Source organism: Cohnella herbarum, assembly GCF_012849095.1.
GTDB classification, from domain to species: domain Bacteria; phylum Bacillota; class Bacilli; order Paenibacillales; family Paenibacillaceae; genus Cohnella; species Cohnella herbarum.
Window position 1 is genome coordinate 5,865,149 of sequence record NZ_CP051680.1, and the last position, 18,490, is coordinate 5,883,638.

18 protein-coding genes and 1 pseudogene are annotated in these 18,490 nt (G+C 52.1%); 9 read left to right on the forward strand and 10 right to left on the reverse strand.

The window, feature by feature from the left end:
- The first annotated feature begins 56 nt into the window (after positions 1-56).
- Positions 57-656 (forward strand): 5' nucleotidase, NT5C type, encoded by a 600-nt coding sequence (locus tag HH215_RS25010; protein ID WP_169282365.1) that lies wholly within the window; start codon positions 57-59, stop codon positions 654-656.
- Here HH215_RS25010 and HH215_RS25015 read toward each other — a convergent pair.
- Positions 640-1,320 (reverse strand): DUF7948 domain-containing protein, encoded by a 681-nt coding sequence (locus HH215_RS25015; protein ID WP_169282366.1) that lies wholly within the window; start codon positions 1,318-1,320, stop codon positions 640-642. The two genes, HH215_RS25010 and HH215_RS25015, sit on opposite strands and share 17 nt — an antisense overlap.
- A gap of 115 nt (positions 1,321-1,435) precedes the next feature.
- Between HH215_RS25015 and HH215_RS25020 the strand changes: the two genes are divergently transcribed.
- The 3 genes from HH215_RS25020 to HH215_RS25030 all read left to right on the forward strand — a co-directional run bounded on the left by HH215_RS25020 (position 1,436) and on the right by HH215_RS25030 (position 4,974).
- Positions 1,436-1,864 (forward strand): DUF6157 family protein, encoded by a 429-nt coding sequence (locus HH215_RS25020; RefSeq protein ID WP_169282367.1) that lies wholly within the window; start codon positions 1,436-1,438, stop codon positions 1,862-1,864.
- Positions 1,865-2,036: 172 nt separating this feature from the next.
- Entirely contained in the window at positions 2,037-4,250 is a 2,214-nt protein-coding gene (locus tag HH215_RS25025; RefSeq protein WP_169282368.1) for a methyl-accepting chemotaxis protein, read from the forward strand.
- A 187-nt stretch (positions 4,251-4,437) separates the two neighbouring features.
- Positions 4,438-4,974, forward strand: coding sequence for an RNA polymerase sigma factor (locus HH215_RS25030; protein WP_169282369.1), 537 nt, complete (start codon positions 4,438-4,440; stop codon positions 4,972-4,974).
- Between the two features lie 59 nt (positions 4,975-5,033).
- On the opposite strand, the gene HH215_RS25035 is transcribed toward HH215_RS25030, so the two are convergent.
- From HH215_RS25035 to HH215_RS25055, 5 genes are read right to left on the reverse strand one after another with little or no spacing between them, the layout of a single operon-like run.
- Positions 5,034-5,747: a GntR family transcriptional regulator gene (locus HH215_RS25035; protein WP_169282370.1), complete on the reverse strand. Its 714-nt coding sequence runs from the start codon at positions 5,745-5,747 to the stop codon at positions 5,034-5,036.
- Positions 5,748-5,757: 10 nt separating this feature from the next.
- On the reverse strand, positions 5,758-6,774 hold the full coding sequence (locus HH215_RS25040) for a sugar kinase (protein ID WP_169282371.1): 1,017 nt from the start codon (positions 6,772-6,774) through the stop codon (positions 5,758-5,760).
- A complete protein-coding gene (gene dagF, locus HH215_RS25045; protein WP_169282372.1) occupies positions 6,767-7,531 on the reverse strand; it encodes a 2-dehydro-3-deoxy-phosphogluconate aldolase in 765 nt (254 codons plus the stop codon). Before dagF ends, HH215_RS25040 begins: the two co-directional genes overlap by 8 nt.
- Position 7,532: 1 nt before the next feature.
- A complete protein-coding gene (locus HH215_RS25050; RefSeq protein ID WP_169282373.1) occupies positions 7,533-8,636 on the reverse strand; it encodes a DgaE family pyridoxal phosphate-dependent ammonia lyase in 1,104 nt (367 codons plus the stop codon).
- Entirely contained in the window at positions 8,602-9,714 is a 1,113-nt protein-coding gene (locus HH215_RS25055) for an amidohydrolase/deacetylase family metallohydrolase (protein WP_169282374.1), read from the reverse strand. Before HH215_RS25055 ends, HH215_RS25050 begins: the two co-directional genes overlap by 35 nt.
- Positions 9,715-9,897: 183 nt before the next feature.
- Here HH215_RS25055 and HH215_RS25060 point away from each other — a divergent pair, with 183 nt between their 5' ends.
- The 3 genes from HH215_RS25060 (at position 9,898) to HH215_RS36755 (ending at position 13,848) form a co-directional block, all read left to right on the forward strand.
- On the forward strand, positions 9,898-11,826 hold the full coding sequence (locus HH215_RS25060; protein WP_169282375.1) for a beta-N-acetylhexosaminidase: 1,929 nt from the start codon (positions 9,898-9,900) through the stop codon (positions 11,824-11,826).
- 401 nt (positions 11,827-12,227) lie between these two features.
- The gene (locus HH215_RS25065) at positions 12,228-13,682 is read left to right on the forward strand and encodes an MFS transporter (RefSeq protein WP_169282376.1); all 1,455 of its coding nucleotides are present in this window, start codon (positions 12,228-12,230) and stop codon (positions 13,680-13,682) included.
- Positions 13,683-13,716: 34 nt separating this feature from the next.
- The gene (locus tag HH215_RS36755; protein ID WP_256376627.1) at positions 13,717-13,848 is read left to right on the forward strand and encodes a hypothetical protein; all 132 of its coding nucleotides are present in this window, start codon (positions 13,717-13,719) and stop codon (positions 13,846-13,848) included.
- A 14-nt stretch (positions 13,849-13,862) separates the two neighbouring features.
- Here the strand turns inward: HH215_RS36755 and HH215_RS35960 are convergent, their stop codons facing one another.
- Together HH215_RS35960 and HH215_RS35965 are read right to left on the reverse strand one after the other, a co-directional pair.
- Positions 13,863-14,396, reverse strand: coding sequence for an NADPH-dependent FMN reductase (locus HH215_RS35960; RefSeq protein ID WP_174887702.1), 534 nt, complete (start codon positions 14,394-14,396; stop codon positions 13,863-13,865).
- 12 nt (positions 14,397-14,408) lie between these two features.
- Positions 14,409-15,311: pseudogene (locus HH215_RS35965) on the reverse strand (NADP-dependent oxidoreductase); the annotation flags it as partial.
- 462 nt (positions 15,312-15,773) lie between these two features.
- Between HH215_RS35965 and HH215_RS25075 the strand changes: the two are divergent.
- Both HH215_RS25075 and HH215_RS25080 read left to right on the forward strand, forming a co-directional pair.
- Complete coding sequence (locus HH215_RS25075) at positions 15,774-16,130, forward strand: AbrB/MazE/SpoVT family DNA-binding domain-containing protein (protein WP_169282377.1); 357 nt, start codon at positions 15,774-15,776, stop codon at positions 16,128-16,130.
- Between the two features lie 3 nt (positions 16,131-16,133).
- Positions 16,134-16,523: a type II toxin-antitoxin system PemK/MazF family toxin gene (locus tag HH215_RS25080; RefSeq protein ID WP_169282378.1), complete on the forward strand. Its 390-nt coding sequence runs from the start codon at positions 16,134-16,136 to the stop codon at positions 16,521-16,523.
- A gap of 52 nt (positions 16,524-16,575) precedes the next feature.
- On the opposite strand, the gene HH215_RS25085 is transcribed toward HH215_RS25080, so the two are convergent.
- Positions 16,576-17,445, reverse strand: coding sequence for a carbohydrate ABC transporter permease (locus HH215_RS25085; protein ID WP_169282379.1), 870 nt, complete (start codon positions 17,443-17,445; stop codon positions 16,576-16,578).
- Between the two features lie 15 nt (positions 17,446-17,460).
- On the reverse strand, positions 17,461-18,336 hold the full coding sequence (locus tag HH215_RS25090; RefSeq protein WP_169282380.1) for a carbohydrate ABC transporter permease: 876 nt from the start codon (positions 18,334-18,336) through the stop codon (positions 17,461-17,463).
- Positions 18,337-18,490: the final 154 nt, after the last annotated feature.

Below are 18,490 nucleotides of genomic sequence, written 5' to 3' on the forward strand. Positions count from 1 at the left end.
TATAATTCGAATAGGCAGTATGAAGCCGCGGACAAAAACAAGGGAGAATCACAGCTATGAAATTCGGGTTCGACATCGATGATACTTTGCTTAATCTGCGGGAACATGCTTTTCGGGTATATAACGTCAAGCTGAATAGACAAGTGGGGATAGAGGTTTTTCAAGCGTTGAAGACGATTCCGATTCACGACGCGTTCGGATTATCCGCGGAAGAGGGAAAAGAGTTGTGGAATCTTCATCGCGATGAAATTTACTATTCCGCGCCTCCGTTCGATCAAGCGGTCGAAGTGTTGCAAGAGCTCGACCGGCAAGGGCACGAAATTTATTACGTCACCGCGAGAACTGCCGTGCACTGCGCAAGAACGAAGGATGCGCTTGTCATCGCCGGCTTTCCCGTGCACGAAGAGCGATTTTACTGCGGAATGGCCGATGCCGAGAAGGTTCATATTTTAAGGAAGCTGGATTTGGATTATTACTTCGACGATAAACCCGCCGTGCTCGAAACGTTATCCGAATTGGACATGCGCGTATATGCTAAGGACAACCCGTATAATACGCATCTAGACCTCCCGCGAATCGTGAACTGGAGCGAGTTGCTTGAGATTGCGAACAACTCGTGGCAAGGACTATCGGATGATTCTATGACGATCGAATAACGAGTTCGAGTTCCTTGTCATACCCTTCCGGGAATTGAAAGCCGATCGACTTTCGCCCGTCGGGCTCTTGGCATATTCGATAATGACAGGAGACGGGAATGGATTCCGAGCTCTTGATCTGGCAAGCCGTCGGCTTAGATTCCGCGAGCAAACCAAACTCCGTGTCGATGATCAAGCTGCCGTTCTCGTCTAATCCCATATCGATACAACCCTCGCAGGACATTCGTATGGCCTCGGTTCGTCCATTCGGACGAACGATCCAATCATATTTAAGCGACTGAGCGCCTTCATGGATCACGACGTCGATTCCCGGCCAGAGCTCGCGGCAAATGACTTTCCGATAAGGAGGAAGGTTCATGAATCGCGAGGCGGCCCGGGTACCCATGAAATAATGGAAGGAGCCGGATTCCTTCTCTAAACCTTCTACGGTTGCGTTCGGAGCGGCGTCGATGAATCTCCGCGAGAGATGCAATCCGATCCAATTTTCATTCGGCTTGCAGAGAGTCAGGCTGACTTCCCGGGCGGATATGCCCACGTAATAACCTAATTTCTCCGCAACGAAAGAGACATTCGTTTCCGCTTGGCCGTGGTTCGGAACGAACAGCAGCGGCTGTTGCTTATTGAGCTCCGAGTAGGTATGCAGAATCCCCTTATTAGCGGACATCCATAACGCCTCCCGATCGTCATTCTTTTGCAGGCATCCATTAAGGATATGACCGCGTTTGCCATGAAATTCGAATATAATGGAAATAAATTGACGATAGGAGGAGGCGTGGCGGATGGAATGGAACTACTACGATACTTTCATCACGGTCTCTAAAGACTGTCCCGTCGAGAGGGGATTGATTCCTCCGGAGAAGAAGAACGGAAAGTCCAAGCCCGGGATCGAGTATGATTTGATCTTTAATCATCCGTATGGCTACACCCAAGAAGAGCTCCTTTATGAAACTCATATTCGGCATAAGGAGATTTCCGAGGAAGAGTTGTCGACCCGGGGAGAAGAAATCCGCAGCGGCTTTTTCGCCAAACCGATGGCTTGCTTGAGAGCCTCGATGCTGCCGAAGAAATACGGCTGGGGACTTCATTTTAACAAAGAGGGTAAGATCGCTCTTGTCGCTAGGGAATCTGCCGAATACGACCGGCTGGCCAACGGGAGAGAAGAAGGAATGAAGGTGCTCGCCGCCATGAGGAACAGCAAGAAAAAGTAGAGCTTAATGTTTACGAAGCCATGCGAAACGCCCTCCCGTCGAGGGTGTTTTTTGCGTATATGCTTGGACATTCCATGAAATTTTACATAATGTGCGCCCAAGGATTATTTGGAGTTAAATATTTCCTATTAGAGTGAAACTAAGTGCGCTTGACTCTATAGGAGGAATACGTGTGGTCGGAAAAATAAACTGGAATTGGAAGTCGAGATTGTCCGGATTACGTACGATACAGAATCAATTTTTGCTCATTTTTACGACCACGGTCGCGGCGATCCTGATCGCGATGGTGGCGGTAAGCTATTCTTTCTCCAGACAGTTAATAACGGATGGCGTGGAGGAGAGGCTGAAAAGCCAAACCCATCAATACGTGAACGAGATCGAAGGCGAGCTGTTATCCGCGATACTGACCCCTCGGACGTTAGCTCCGGTTGTAGAGGCAAATGGCACGTTGGGCAGCAACATCTCGTTCGGTGACCCCTATTTGGATGAGGCGACGGGAACGGCGCAGGTAGATGTCTCCGTTCCTTATTATGACGAGAACCAGACTTTTATTAACGTCGCGACGCAGAGCATTGGCTTGGATAGCATACAACAGCTGGTCGGTAGCCTATCGGTCGGTAGGAACGGCTCCGCCATCCTGATCGATAAGAACGGGCTCGTTCTAGGGGACAAGGATTACGTCAAGATCATGAAGGTAAAGCTGACGGAGGATGCTAACGAATCCTTGGCGGCGCTAGCCGGGGTCATGCTTAGCGGTTCATCTTCGGTTGAGACGGAAGCGAGCGGGGGAACTGCGGAAGAGAACCTCCCGAGCGAGAGCGCGGAGGAAGCCGGAGTAGTGGAAACCGAGGCGGATGAAGCTGTCGGCGATACGGACACCGAGAGCGAGCTTGATGATCTCGGATTGGAGATCGACCTAGGGTCGGAGGACGCCGTAGCGAACGATGATAGCGATAGCGCGGTCGAGCTTGATGATCTCGGGTTGGAGATCGATATGGATTCGGACGTGGATTCGGACGAAGCTGCCGTCACCGAGAATGTTCCCGTCCCCGATGCCGGCGCGGTTTCTCCGGTAGTCATGAACGAAGGAAGCGGCACCTACGAGAAAACCGGCCGAACGATGCGCGTATACTACGCTACGATTCCGAATGCGGGCTGGGTTCTTGCGCTTACGATTCCGGAGAGCGAGCTGTACGGGCCTCTATTTAAGCTATTCGAACCGATGATTCTGATCATCCTGGCCGCCTGCTTTATCGTCGCTTTGTCCGCTCATCTCTATAGCCGTTATGTGCTTAAGAATATCAAGGACATTAATCGTCTGGCGATCGCGATGGCGGAGGGAGACTTTACGAAACGCACGCAAATGCGCTCGGGGAACGAATTGCAAAGTCTGGGAGATCGCTTTAATCAGACGTTGGACGGGCTTTGCGATACGATGGACAGCATCTCCCGGTTCTCGATCGACATTTCGTCGCAGGCCAGTCAGATGAAGAGCGGGGCGGAGGAGACCACCCGGGCGGCCGAAGAGATCGCGAGCTCCATCCAGAACGTGTCCGCAGGCGCGGAGCACGAGGCACGAATCGTATTAGGCTTCAAGGAAGCGGCTCAGGATGTCCTTGGTCAGGTTAAAGAAATCAACGCGAGCACGGGGAAAATGACGGAGGTGGCGGCGAAAGCCCGCAAAGCTTCGGATGGCGGCCTTAAGTCGTTATCGCACGTCAACCTTCAGATGCAAGCCATCTATCAATCCGTGCAAGCCTCATCGGACGATGTCTTAAAGCTGAAGCAGCATTCGAACGCGATTGACGAGATCGTGGCGTTCATCACCTCGATTGCTTCGCAGACGAGCCTCCTTTCCTTGAATGCGGCGATCGAGGCGGCGAAAGCGGGCGAAGCCGGCAGGGGGTTCTCGGTCGTATCGGCGGAAATTCGCAAGCTGGCCGATCAGTCTGCCCGGGCAGCGGGGGAGATCGGCTCGCTGTTGGCGGAAATTCAGAGCTCTATCTCTCAAGCCGCGAATAGCATGGAACAAGGAACGGGCGCAACGGAAACGGGAATGGAACTGGTGCACGAGGCGGAGAAGTCGTTCGGAGCTATCGGGAGCAGCATCGACAAGGTCGCGCAGCAAGCCGCGAGCGTCTACGATTCCATTCGGGAGATCGAACAAAGCGCGGGGAGCATGACTTCTTCCGTGAAAGATATGCTGCTGTTGGCATCCAAGAACGCGAACGATTCGGGTACGATCGCGGCCGCGGCGGAGCAGCAGAATGCGTCCATGCAGCAAGTCGCGGCATCGGCCGCGCTTCTGGCGGAATTGTCTCAACAGCTAAAAGTAAAGGTTCAGCCATTCAGAAAAGCAAACGTAGCTCGCAAAATATCGAGTTGATGCGAGTTGGTCCGAAAATCTCCGAATTTCTCCGACCTGCGACTAGGAACCGCCCGGCTTACCGAAGCCAGGGGCGGTTTATTTGCATTGCGCAATCGCCTGAGAAAATAATCGTGCCATATTGCGGACACAAATAGCCGTTATAGTAGTTCATGTAACAAAGAAGCCGTAATCGCAAGGAGGAACCATGAATACGACTCTTACGCCCGATCAAGTGCGCAAACTGCTCGCCGGAGACCATGAGATGTTTACATTATTTTATAACGAATACCGGGATTTACTGTACTGGCAGGCGTTCAAGTACTTGAGGAATCACGAAGACGCGGAAGATGCCGTGCAAGAAGCCTACTCCCGGATTTTCCTTAACCTCCATAAATTCAATTATTCATGTAAGTTAAGCACGTGGACCAAGCATATCGTTAAGAATCTGTGCATCGACATGCTACGCCGCAGAAAATCTAAGCCCTGCAATCATCTGGACGAGCATATTAGGGATGAAGGGCCGACTCCGGATCAAATCGTCGTTAAGCGAGAGGAGCAGACCCGGGTTGTTCATCTGGTGAAAGCGATGCCCGATTCTTACCGGGACGTTTTCGTATTGCGATTTTTCGGAGAGTGTTCCATTGCGGAAATCGCGGATCACTTGTCCATGCAGGTAAGTACGGTGAAGTCTAAGCTGTTTCGGGGGAAAAAGGTTCTGGCAAAAAGGGCGGCCTTAGGCTGATTTAGTTATGCGAAAAAATGGCGGCACAGGATTGAGAGCTCCTGTGCCGCCATTGTGCGTCATACGTCATAGTTAACGATATACTCTTGAATTTCCGTGTTGTAATGTCCTACGCTTAATTCGATCAGCTCGCCGGTGTCGTCATAGGAATGCCTGGTGCGCTTGAGAAGAGGTGTACGTTCATTGACAAGTAACAAACTCTCTACCGCAGGAGGGGCCAGAGTGACGGCGAACTGATCCCGAAACTTGGCCAAGGAGATTTGTTGTTCATCCAACATGCCGTACAACGACTGGGCATCCGAATCGACAAGCTGGAGTTCGCCCCTTCGCATCGTTAAATAATGCGTGTAATGGATATACGGCGCGTCATTAAGCAGGTATAGACGCTCTATGCGAAGACATTTCTTCCCGAACATGGAGTATAATTCCGAGCCTTCTTCGTGATGGACGACTTCCGAACTCAACAATCTTTTCTGAATCCGGTGGCCTTCCTCGACTAAGATTTCCGTGAACCGTTGCGAAGTCGACAGCTTGGAGGAAGAGGTGTTGCGAACGACTTTCGTTCCTTTGCCGCTGCTCGTTTCCAGATAACCTTCTTGAACGAGTTCTTTGATCGCGTTGCGCACCGTTATTTTGCTGACTCCGAATTCCGTCTCCAATTGGGGCTCCGAAGGGATATTAGTCTCGATAGGATACGCGCCGTGAAGGATTCGATCCTTTAATATACTTTTGATTTGCAAATATAAGGGTCTCTTTTTACGGCTTAAGCCCATGCGGCATACCCTACCTTTCCACGTCGCCTACCGCTTCCGTCATCGCCCGGAGAATCTCGCTTTCGGATGACATCGGCGTGTCGCCCACGATCGTATGCGCCAGCATTCCGGCCGCGGCGGCGAAATCGACGGTCTTCGCGGGCGAGAATCCGCTAATCTCCCCGTGTACGATTCCGCTCGTATAGGCATCTCCTGCACCTATTCTATCATAGACGGAGAAGGTCAGTTTCTTGGAAAAGGTAAAGGTATCCTTCTTATAAATAAATCCTAACAATGAATGGGTATTGTCGCCGTTAACGGAGCGGTGAGTACCGGCCGCAACTTGGATTCCATATTGGGCCGCGACGACTGGAAGCAGCTCGCGCAGCTGGTCGAGACGATTTTCCTTGTCGGTGCGCATGCCTAGGATGAACATGGCGTCTTTCTCGTTCATCATAACGATGTCCGCCAGTCCGAGCATATCCTCGTAATGAGGCTTTGCTTTCTCGTAGCCGTCAGGCCCCCAGAGGGACGGGCGGTAGTTGCAGTCGAAGACGACGGTTCCTCCGCGCGCCTTGACGGCTTTCGCCAGGCTCTTCATATGAAGCCGGACCGAATCGTTCATGGCTAACGTAATGCCGCAGAAGTGAACGACATCGGATTGCGCCGCGATAGCGTCGTAATCATATGCGTCACCGGGAGCGGTATTGAAACTGCTCTCCAACCGATTGGAATACGTCACGCGGCTCGGTCTTGCTCCGAAGCCGTTCTCCAGGAAATACATGCCCAGATAGTTGCCGCCTCGCTGGATAAACTCCTGGGACAAACCTAACTTGCGCAAGTAAGCCGCCGCGGCATCCCCCACGGCATTGGCCGGCAAAGTCGTCACGAGATATCCCGTATGACCGAAGCGCGCCAAGGCGGAAGCGACGTTAACTCCCGTCCCGGAGAAGGAGAAGTTCAGGCTGCTTGCCTGAGAGAGCAACTCGTAACCCGGCACCTGAAGCCGCATCATCACTTCTCCGAAGACCGCGATCCTTTTAGCCATGAAGATCAACCAATCTTTTCACGACATCCAGCAGCTTGCGAACGTCTTCGACTTTCGTTTTCCCCGTTGTCTTGTCGATAATCGAGGAGTAAAGATGGGGAATGATTTGCGGCACGTTCGCTTCGAGAGCAATGCGCAGAATCGCTTCGAAATTGTCCATATCGATTCCGCCCGTCGGTTCCAAGGCGAAACCTTCTTCGCCGCACGCCTGCGCGACAGCGCGCAATTCGTCTTCACGGCTTAATCCGTTCATCGGGAAGTATTTTAACGCTTGGCCGCCCATATCGCGCACTAACGCAATCGCCGCCTTGACGGGAACGATCGCTTGCTCGCTCTGTGCTGCGCTTATGGGGCCTGTCGAGATATTCACGTATCCGACTTGGCCGGTCGGAGACACTAAGCTGTTAATCCAGCTTTGTTGGCCGTTGAGGTTCGCGCGAGTCGCTCCGACCGCCGGGAACACTTGATTGATATGGCTGCCGGGATAGTACTTCGCGATCTCGGCGACGACGGAGGCTTGGCGATTATCGCCCGCGCCCAATCCGATCGATACCGCGTCGTCGATTTCTTTGCCATAGGCTTTCATGGCGGCCACGGCCTCTTCGACTGTCGGGTAATCCTTCGACAGAACGCCGACAAGCACGTAACCTTCCGCGGCTTCGAATACTTCCTTGGCATTCTCGATGCCATTGGCCAATACGTTAAGCGCGACCCGGTTTTTGTAGAAGCGTTTGGATATGTTCGATGGATTGGTCATTTTATTTTCCTCCTGCTAATTCATGTATTCTTGATGCGATAACTTGCATGTCGTCGCCCAACAGCGGACGAGGGTCGATGTCGAAATAACCTTGCTTGACGCCGTAGTCACGGGTGTAGATCGCAATTTCTCCGTTTTGCAGCTCCGTGACGACTTGTTTGGCGGACGTGCCGGACTTCGCCGGATCGATCTGAATCCGCGCCCGGAAGATTGCGCGGCCGGCTTCGTCCTGAACGATGCTTACCCGTATTCCATCTATATCGTTCAAAGGCATCAACGCTTGCAACGCTTCTTTTTCTTGTTCGCTCTTGTCCGCCTTGACGATATACTCGTCGAGCGCTTGTAGGAGTCCGAACGTCGTTTCTTTGCCGACTTTCATGCTGCGTCCGATGCCGTGCAATTGTACCTTAACCCACTCGATGTACGTTCTTTTGCCGCCTACGATGCCCGATGTCGGGCCTTCGATCGCCTTGGATCCGCTGTAGATAGCTAAGTCGGAGCATTTGACGTACTTCTGAATGTCTTCTTCGGCGGCTGCGTCCACGATAAGCGGAATGCCGTTGCGTTGGGCAATCTCCCATGCTTCCTCTACGGAAATCATGTTTTTCTGTACCGCGTGATGCGACTTGACGTATAGAATGGCTGCCGTATGTTCTGAGATCGCATCTTCGATATGCTCCGCTTTTCCCTCATTCGCATAGCCCACTTCGAGGAGCTTGCCGCCCCCTAAGAATACCATCGTTTCTACGGGTGCTCCATATTGCACGTTATGGCCTTTCAGAATAATGATCTCGTTCTTGGCGATAGCTTCTTGATGCAGGCGAACGCTCTTGCGCCGGTTTCCTTGCGTCACGATCGCGGCTACCGAGAGCGCGATGCCGCTGGAAGCGGAATTCACGACGACGGCTGCCTCGGAACCCAGAATGCGCGCGATATAGTCGCCGGACTTATCCACTAAATCCGCGATCTCCACGTAGTTTTGCCCACCGTGTTTCATGGCGTCCATGACGGTATCCGTAGGAGCGGATACGCCTAATATACTCATTCGTCCGCTTGCGTTAATTACGCGTTTAAGTCCGTATCTCGCATTCAATGAATTCGCCATTCGCAACGACTCCTTTAGGTTCGATTCTCATCTGCGCCGTACGCTGATCCCCTTCGGAATCCAGCAGCACGGTCGGTTCATTACGCAAGGTAAACAAGGTTAGGTTCGCGGCGTCTCCCGCTTGAATGCGGCCAAGCTCCGGCTTGCCGAGCCATTCGGCCGCTTGGGAGGTGACGGCAGCGATGACCTGCTCCAACGGATAACCTAAGTAAAGGAATTTGGAGAGCACGTGGGCCATGCTGTAGACCGGTCCGTTCAATCGGTTCCCGCGGTAGATGTCGGTGCTGATCGTATTCGGTTCAATGTGATGCCGCTTCGCGGCTTCGGCGACTTTGAAGGAAAAGCTGGCCGTTCCGTGTCCGACGTCGAGATGTACGCCGCGAGCGATCGCATTTTGCAGCACCTGGAGCGGACTGCCTTCGGCGTCGAACAGATTGTTGCTCTTTCCGTTGAGATAATGCGTGATGATATCCTTCTTCTCGAGCAGCGGGATCACTTCCTCGATGTTCGGCGGTCCAGAGCCGATGTGCACCATTAGAGGCAGCGAAGTTTGAGCGGATAGCTCGCGTGCGCGCCGCAAGGGCTCAAGTCCGCTATCGCGGACTACGCTTTTGCTAATGCGGGCTTTTAAACCCACGATAAAATCGTTGAAATGCTTCGCGGCTTGAATAGCCTTGGCGGCATCGATCCATTCGAGATTGGATAATTCGTCGATCCTGGCTAACCCTAATCTTGAAATATTCAGGAAGGCGAATACGTTCGTGCGCGCATGAGCCCGGCTAGCAGCCAGATCGCTGATTCGGTCGGCTCCGCAGCTTCCGGCATCGACGATCGTGGTTACGCCTTGCTTAATGCCGATTTCGTCGATCTCATCGCCGTAGGGATCGAAAGCCGGGAAGGCATGAACATGCATATCTATCCATCCGCTAGATACATAAGCGCCGGAGCAATCGAGTATTCGGCTCCCCATTCCATGGCCGGCCTCCGTTACTTCGGTAATTTTGCCGTTATCTATTACGATATCGATAGCGTCTCCATTGACGCGCTTTAAGTTTCGCAGAACGAAACGATCTTGCATGTCGATCACCTTCTTTCTTAGCGGGTTTGAGCAGAGAGGGATTCGCGAGATTCGATGAGCGAAATTCGTATTGCTTTCCCTATAAGGTTAGGATAGCATATAAATCACGGAATACAATATAACGTTATAATGTTTAGTGAGATAAAAGCTGGAAAACACTCGGATGCTACAGGAGGGAATCGGATGAAACTACGTTTTACGGGAGATTTGAGCGCAATAAGATCTGGAATACAGGCATTGTCTCAAGAGGTTGGATTTACTGAGGCGGAGGACGGGCTCATCGTACAAGTCGGATCTTCTTCCGGCGAGAATGACTTAGCTGTCGGCTTGAAGCAAGGCGAGGCTTATATCCACTATGGCCGAAAACATCAGTTTTTCCGCGGATTGGGACTTCTTATGCAGAAGATCGCCGGCGGGGAGACGGATTTCGAGCATCGGGAGAAGCAGCAGTTCGATACGATCGGCCCGATGTTCGATCTGTCCCGGAACGCGGTAATGACGGTGGATAGTTTCAAAACGATGCTGAACAAGATGGCATTAATGGGCCTGAACACCGTCATGTTGTACATGGAGGATACGTACGCGATCGAAGGCGAGCCTTATTTCGGTTATATGAGGGGTCGCTATACGCAGGCGGAATTGAAAGAGATCGACGATTACGCCGACCGTTTCGGTATCGAAGCATTTCCGAGCATTCAGACGCTGGCGCATCTGGAAGAGTTCCTAAAGTGGCAGCCGGTATGGGATTACAAGGATACGAAAGGCGCGCTCCTCGTTGGGGAAGAGCGGACGGACCGCTTGATCGAGAAGATGATCGAAGCCGCCAGCGCTCCGTTCCGCAGCCGCAAAATCCATATCGGCATGGACGAGGCGGAGGAGCTCGGCCGGGGCAAATACTTGGACCGGAACGGCTATCGAAACCGTTTCGACATCATGACGGAGCATCTGGAGAAGGTGCTCGATTGCGCTCGCGACCGTGGCTTAAAGCCGATGATGTGGAGCGATATGTTCTTGAAGCTGGCCGTCGGGAACGCCGGAACCGAAAGCAATTATTACGATAAAAATACGTCGATACCGGAGGACATGGTTCGCCGTATTCCGAAAGACGTCGACATGGTCTACTGGGATTACGTTCACTTGAAGCCGGAAGAATACGAAAGCGTGATCGCCAATCACCGTCCGCTCGGCTGCAATTTAGTATTTGCGGGGGCCGTGTGGATATTCAACACTTTCGGAGTCAATTACGGCTTGTCGTTGAACGCTTCTGATACGGCGCTGCAAGTATGCAAGAAAGAGGGCATTCGCGAGGCGTATGCGACGATGTGGGGCGATGACGGGAATGAAGGAAATCCGTTCGCGGCATTGTTGGGTCTGCAGCTCTACGCGGAACATGCTTATTCGGAGGAGAAGCCGGATCGGGCTTGGTTGGCCGAACGGGTGAAGTTCTGCACCGGCATTGAAGCGGAGACGTTCATGCAGTTGAAGGATTTGGACGAGACGCCGGGTGCCGAGCCCGACAACCGGAAGCAGAGCAATCCTTCGAAGTTTCTGTTGTACCAAGACGTTCTGCTCGGGTTGTTCGACAAACAGATCGAAGGTTTGGAGATGGCCGAACACTATGCCCGCTTGGAGCAAAATATTCGCAATCGACGCGATGAGACGGCCGAGTTGGATTACGTATTCGAGGTTCCGGAGAAGTTATGCGGTGTGTTGAAGCGGAAGAGCGAGATCGGCATCGAGCTTAAGCGGGCGTATGATGCGAAGGACAACGCGACATTGCAGCGCGTGGCGACGGATGTGTTGCCCGCGATCGCGGAAGCGGTGCGCGAACTGCGCGCGGCCCATCGCTCGCAATGGCTTCGCTTGTTTAAGCCGTTCGGCTGGGAAGTGCTCGACATCCGCTACGGCGGCGTCGTGAACCGGCTCGATACGGCTGCGACGAGGCTCCTCGATTATGTCGAGGGCCGGATCGAGCGAATCGAGGAGTTGGAGCAGGAGCGTCTCGTGTACAGCACGACGAACCGATTCAACGACAAGGGTGCCGGCTGGTGCAGCTATTATTACAGAATGGCGTCTCCGAATGTGTTCTTTCATGTTTTGAATCCATTTTAAGCTGGATAATAGGGCTGTCCCGCAAGGTCTTATACGACCTGAGGGGCAGCCTGTTTGCGTTGTGGCAGTGATCTATCGAATAGAGGGGAATAACAAACAGCTTGCTCTTTCAGGTCCTCGAATAAATCGGTATACCATGTTTGATCAGCGGAACGGCCATAGACCTTCTGCTTAAGGTAAATATACCCAATTTGCCATGAAAACCAGCGATAACTTCATCAGTAATTATGTGTAAATTTTCCTTGACAATATACTATAGGGGGGTATACTATATTGACGAAAGCTCAAAGATGAACTCGGAAACAAAATGGACTTCTTTCATGACGGCCGTCAATAAGTCCAAATCTTAGGGCTCTGAATCGTCAACAATAATTTGTGGTATGACAAAGGAGAAAACAGTCATGAAGAATCAAGGGGTTCAACCCCAGTCAGTTCCACAGGCAGATCCGAAGCGTTGGATGGCTCTTGCGTTATTATGCTTAGCTAATTTTATGGTCATTATGGACACTTCCATTATCGGTGTTGCTTTGCCGGCGATCAAAGAGGCACTCGGCTATACGCAAGCAAGTTTGCAGTGGGTTTTTAACGCGTATGTTATTTTCTTTGGCGGTTTGTTGTTATTAGGGGGACGATTGTCCGATTTATTTGGTCAGCGGCGAATATTCATGTGGGGATTTGCCATTCTTACATTAGCTTCTTTACTGGCGGGGCTGGCTTGGAATGAGGAATCGCTCAATGTTGGCCGCGCTCTGCAAGGACTCGGTTCCGCATTAATTGCGCCTTCCGCGTTAACGATTGTTATGATGCTTTTCAGCGGTAATCCTAAAGAATTGGGGAAAGCGCTGGGTTTCTGGGGAGCATCGGCAGCTGCAGGAGGATCAGCAGGCGTGTTTCTGGGCGGCGTTATTACCGAGTGGCTCAGTTGGCAGTGGACTTTTCTCATTAATGTTCCGGTCGGCATTGTCGCATTGCTCTTAGCGCCGGGATTATTGGCCAAGGGAATGCGGAGGAAGGGCAGCATCGACGTGGTAGGCTCCATCTTCGTCACTGCGGCATTGGTGTTGGTGGTATATGGAATCGTGACCGCGGAACATAACGGGTGGGGGGCATCGTCCACGGTGTGGACGCTAATCTCGGGTGCAGCGTTGTTTATCCTGTTCCTGATCATCCAAGCCGTTAAAAAGGAGCCGCTTGTTCCGCTTAAGATTTTTAAGGCGCCGAATCTGGCCGCCGGTAATGTCGCTCTTATTATGTTATCCGCCGGATGGATTCCGCTATGGTATTTCCTAAATCTCTACATGCAGCAAGTTTTGAAGTTTTCTGCCTTCGCAGGCGGGGTCGGCTTGTTGCCGATGACGATTCTTATAGCCGTCTTCATGATTTTAATTACCGGAAAATTAATCGGGAAGTTCGGTATGAAGGCCAACTTGGTCATTGGATTGATTGCGCTTGGAGGCTCGATGCTGCTGTTCGCCGGAAATACGCCCGTGGATGGAAGCTTTATCGTTAACGTTCTTCCAGCTTCCTTGCTCGGTGCCCTGGGGATGTCGCTTGCCTATATTCCGGCTACCATGTCCGCCATGTCTGGTGCCAAACCTGAAGAAGCAGGTCTTGCGTCTGGTCTTGCCAATACGAGTTACCAGATCGGCTCGGCCATCAGTCTGGCCATTATGGTGGCGATCGCGGGGGCAACAACCGCTTCCCAAACGGGTGTTGATCCGGCCGTTGCGCTGAATGAAGGATTTCAACAAGCGTTCTTGTGGTCCGGTATCGTAGCTTTAGCAGGTGCGGCGTTAGCCTTCTTGTTTATCCGCTCACCCAAGCAGGGGAAAGCTAGCAACACGGCTGCCATGTAAAACAATTACCGGGTTCCAGAGCCGAGCTAGGCGTTTGACTGGAGCCCGTTGTTTTACCCAAGGAGGAGATGCTTATGGAACGATGTCTCATCTGGAAGAGACAGGGAAGACGGCGATGCTCGTTGCGATCGATAAAGCGATCGAGCTCGCTTGGACACTCTTGTAATGGATGGGACTTTGTCAAGTTCGAACCGATTTTAATGCGGCAGACCAACTTAACATCTGATTCAACATGCCATTCACATGTGAAATGTGTTTCTCGGAAGGCTTAAAAGTCGTGTAGTTCTCAAAGTCGGTAAATAGATTAAGCGCGGGGTGTGCACGAACGTCTGCCACCTGCAGCTCCGCTAGAATTCCGCGCAAATGTTCGGCAGCCCGCGTCCCGCCGGAAGAACCGTAACTGACAATGCCGGCTGCCTTGTTGTACCATTCCGCGTGAGCGGAATCTAGGGCGTTTTTCAATACCCCGGTTATGCTGTGATTATATTCCGCGGTTACGAATACGAATCCGTCCAAGTCGGATATTTTCTTAGCCCAAGCCGCAACCTGCTGTTCTCCCGAGGGGTCTCCGAGAAACAGCAAGTCGTAGTCCGCAAGATCCACGATTTCGTAGGAGGCGTCACCCCGTTTGTCCGCAATCTCTTTGATCCATTTCCCGACTTGCGGGCTTACTCTTCCTGGGCGCGTGCTGCCAAGAATAATACCGATATTCAACTGAGCGGTGAAAGTAAGCACGACTTTACCGTGCCCGTGTCCGGTTTCGATCTCCCGATGCGCATCCGCGGCGCGATCCAGAGGGAAGGTTTTGCGGATCGGAATGCGCAGATGGCCTTGCTCGTAAAGCTCGACGAGCTCGGCTAGCCGAGCTGCGGAACGCTGGCTGCGAATGGTGCGAACGCCGAACTCGGGCGCCAAGTCGAAAGCAACGAGGGTGCCGATGCGCTGTTTGTCGTGGACGAGCTCGACGGATACGCGAAGAGCGTCGCCTCCTGCCGCGTCAAGCGCAGCGTCGATCCCTTGCGGAGCAAGGGCCCGCACCCGGTCGGCGAGGCCTTCGCCGTAGGCTACGGGAATTGCTCCGAGCGAGCGAAGGTACTCGTGATTGCGCTCGCTGGCTGTGCCAATGACGGTGGCGCCGAGAGCAAGGGCGAGCTGTACGGCGAAGGTACCGACGCCGCCTGCGGCCGCGTGAATGAGCAGCGTCTCGCCTTGGCGGATACCGAGCTCGCTTAGGGCGGTATGGGCGGTTTGCCCTGAAGCGGAGAACGCGCCGGCGACTTCCCATGGCATACCGCCCGGCTTGGCGACGAGTTGATCTGCGGGAACGACGACGTATTCCGCATAGCTGTTCAATATGCGGTAGCCAAGTACTTCGTCGCCAACGGAAAAGTCGGTTACGCCGTCGCCGACCAAATCGACGACGCCGGCGAATTCGTTGCCGGGAATTTTCGGCAGGGAATTCGGAACTCCGGGCAGAGTTAAGCCTTCCCGCACGGCCAAGTCAAACGGCTGTACGCCAGCGGCCTTAACGCGTATGCGGACTTCTTTGGGTCCGGGGACGGGCATTGCCATCTCGACTGTACGCAGTACCTCTGGCGGTCCGTAGGCGGCGAAGGCCGCCGCTTTCATGGTAAGGGGATCGTGGTTCATGTTACTCATCCTTTCAAGGGTGTGTTGGATTAATTGCATTTTATACGATTAATAACATAATAAATAATATATATTGAAGTATTAGATTAATAACCTTTAGGTTATAAGTAGAAGGCGAAGGGAATGAAAACGGCTTCAACTCCAGTACTTTCGGGATTTTCTCACCGACTACTTCATCGACGCTCGCAACAGCCACGCTCTTTCTACCCGCGCATGACCTCATACCCCCGTCGACTTCCACATCCGCAAGGAAACAAGTCAATAAAAGAAAAGAAAGTCACCGAATGCGATTGCCTACGCTTTGTTCCTGCTATTAATCTTAATAAAAGGAGCGATATCTACGGGGTACGATATTCCAGGACATTTTCCGGGACGGACGGTTAATACATGAATAGAATGGATAAACATATGTATATCTAGGTGTAGGGAGGTGTGGTATGATTGGAGCATAAAATGAACGAGGGGTTAAAGCCTATGACGTTACTCGATTCAGTTCTCGGCGGTGGGAAAGTCGGCAAGTGGGGAAACAGCCTAGGCATTCGAATTCCCTCAGAGGTCATGAAACTGGCGAAGATCAAAGAAGGTGCGGAACTAGACTTCTTTCTTTCCACGGATGGCGACGTCGTCATGCGGTTAAAGAAAACCGAAGACGACTTAGTTGGCGGAATCGACCGCGAATTTTATACGAGCCTGTTGAACAAAATGCGAGCGAGTGTGACTCCTGACATGCAGGCACATGAAGAATTCGGCACGGCGCTCGTCGGCGCTGAACGGTTTGACGATGGAGGAGACTATTAGCGCATGTCGATAACAGGAACCGTAGAACGTGGAAGCATCGTCTGGATGAATTTTGAACCGCAAGCCGGTCACGAGCAATCCTTATGGCGTGCAGCACTCATACTTTCTGACGGACTCATTCATCCCACTGTCGCTCCTGTCGCCGTCGTTGTGCCGATTACTAATCAAGCTAAGGGGTTACCGTTTGAGACTCCCGTTCCTGCAGGAATTCCAATCAACGGGGCTCTCATTGGGAAACCAAATCTTATACAACTTACCGGTGTTGCACTTCCATTTCAGGAAAAAGCCATTGATCTGGGGGCACGCGATGCGACGGTTATTGGGAAGATCGATCGGACTCATCCGTTCTATAGGGCAGTCGAGCAGAAGGTCATTGCCATTATAATTGGATAAGAAAAAACGAGTACTGCTGTCACAAGACGGCGGTACTCGTTTTTCAAGTAAATCAACCCTTAACGGCGCCAGCAACCATACCCTGCATGATGTGTTTCTGGAAGATCAAGTAGACGATGATGGTCGGAACAACCGAGATGGCGAGCGCGGCCATCGTCAATTTGTAGTCGGTCATGTAACCGGTGGAGAACATGGATAGACTGAGCGGCAGCGTCTTCAGGGCAGGCTTGCTGATGAAGACGAGCGCGAACGAGAACTCGTTCCAGTAACGTAGGAAAGCGAGTATCGCAACGGTGGACAATGCCGGAAGGGACAGCGGGAGCATGATTTTGCGGAAGATGCCCCAGTAGCCGGTGCCGTCGATCATAGCGGCTTCCTCGATATCCTTCGGGAAGGTGTTCATGTACGCTTGCACGATAAAAATCGCGATAGGCAGCTCGAACGCGACATAAGGCAGAATAAGCGCCCAGTAAGTGTTGAGAAGATGAACCTTGTTCATCAAGATGAAGAGCGGAACGAGCGTGCTGTGAATCGGAATCAGCATCCCGAGCAGGAACAAGCCCATCACGACAAGTTTAAGCTTAAATTTAAAACGCGACAGAACGTAAGCCGCCAGAGCTCCGACTATGAGCGTTACGACAAGCGCAACGACCGTGACGATGACGGAGTTGACCATCGCGAGTCCCATGTCGGATACTTCCCACGCGCGGGCGAAGTTGTCCCATTGCCAGTCGGCCGGCAACTGGAACGGACGGCTAAAAAATTCATCGTTCGTCTTAAACGCGCTCATGAACAACCAAAACAAAGGATAAAGCGTGACGAGAGCGTAAATCAACATCAGCAGGTTTACGCCCCCGACCCGCCATTTGCGCACACCCTTACCGGAGGAGGATGCGCTGCTTGAATAGCTTGTTGCTTTCATGATCAGTTCCTCCCCTTAACGATATTCTTTTTTCATCAAGTACTGACTGCCCGCGATCAAGATGAGGCTCAAAATAATAATGGTCGTGGATACCGCGCTACCGTACCCGAAGCGGTAAATGGCGAACGTATTGTTGTACATATAGGACGCGAGCACCTCGGTCGAATGAGCGGGTCCGCCTCCGGTCATGATATAGATGAGGTCGAAGGCTTTTAAGCTACCGGAAATACAGAGCACGATAACGACTTTGATTGTATCCCAGATCATCGGAAGCGTAATGGAGAACAGCTTGCGCGACCCGTCTACGCCGTCGATCTTGGCCGCATCGTCGATTTCGCTCGGAATATTTTGCAACGCGGCGATAAAAATAATCAAATACGGACCGATATAGTTCCAGATAATCGGCACCATGATCGAGAACATAGAGATATCCGGATCGGCCAGCCACAGCTGCTTCCACGAGGATAGGCCCAGTGCATCCAATAGGAAGTTCAGAATTCCGATTTCCGGATGATAAATGTAACCCCAGATGATCCCCACGACGACCGAGGAAAGCACCATCGGCATGAACACCGCGGAACGGATGAACTTGTGGAACCAACTGTTTTTGAGCAGCAGCAAAGCCAAAATCAAAGCAATCGGCACCTGACCGAAGACGGACGCCGCCACTACGAGCATGTTGTTCTTAAAGGAAAGCCAGAATATAGGATCCTGGATCGCTTCCAGGTAATTTCCGAAGCCAATGAATTTCGCCGCGCCAATGCCTTTCCAATCAAAGAGACCGTAGTATGCCGACCAACAGATCGGGATAATAACGAAAATGACGAATAGAAGTAATGCGGGAGTAAGCGCTAACGCGATAAAACTTCTCATGCGGGCAGATGAAGTCATACTGAGCTCCTTTCTTAATGATTCAGACTTTATATGTTTCACGCAATACGTATCTGAATCATTTCCGACATAAACATTCACCGCCATCCCTAAGGACGGCGATAGCTGTTTATGCTTATCCAGAAGGTAGGACGGTTCCAGCCCTCCCGCTTAG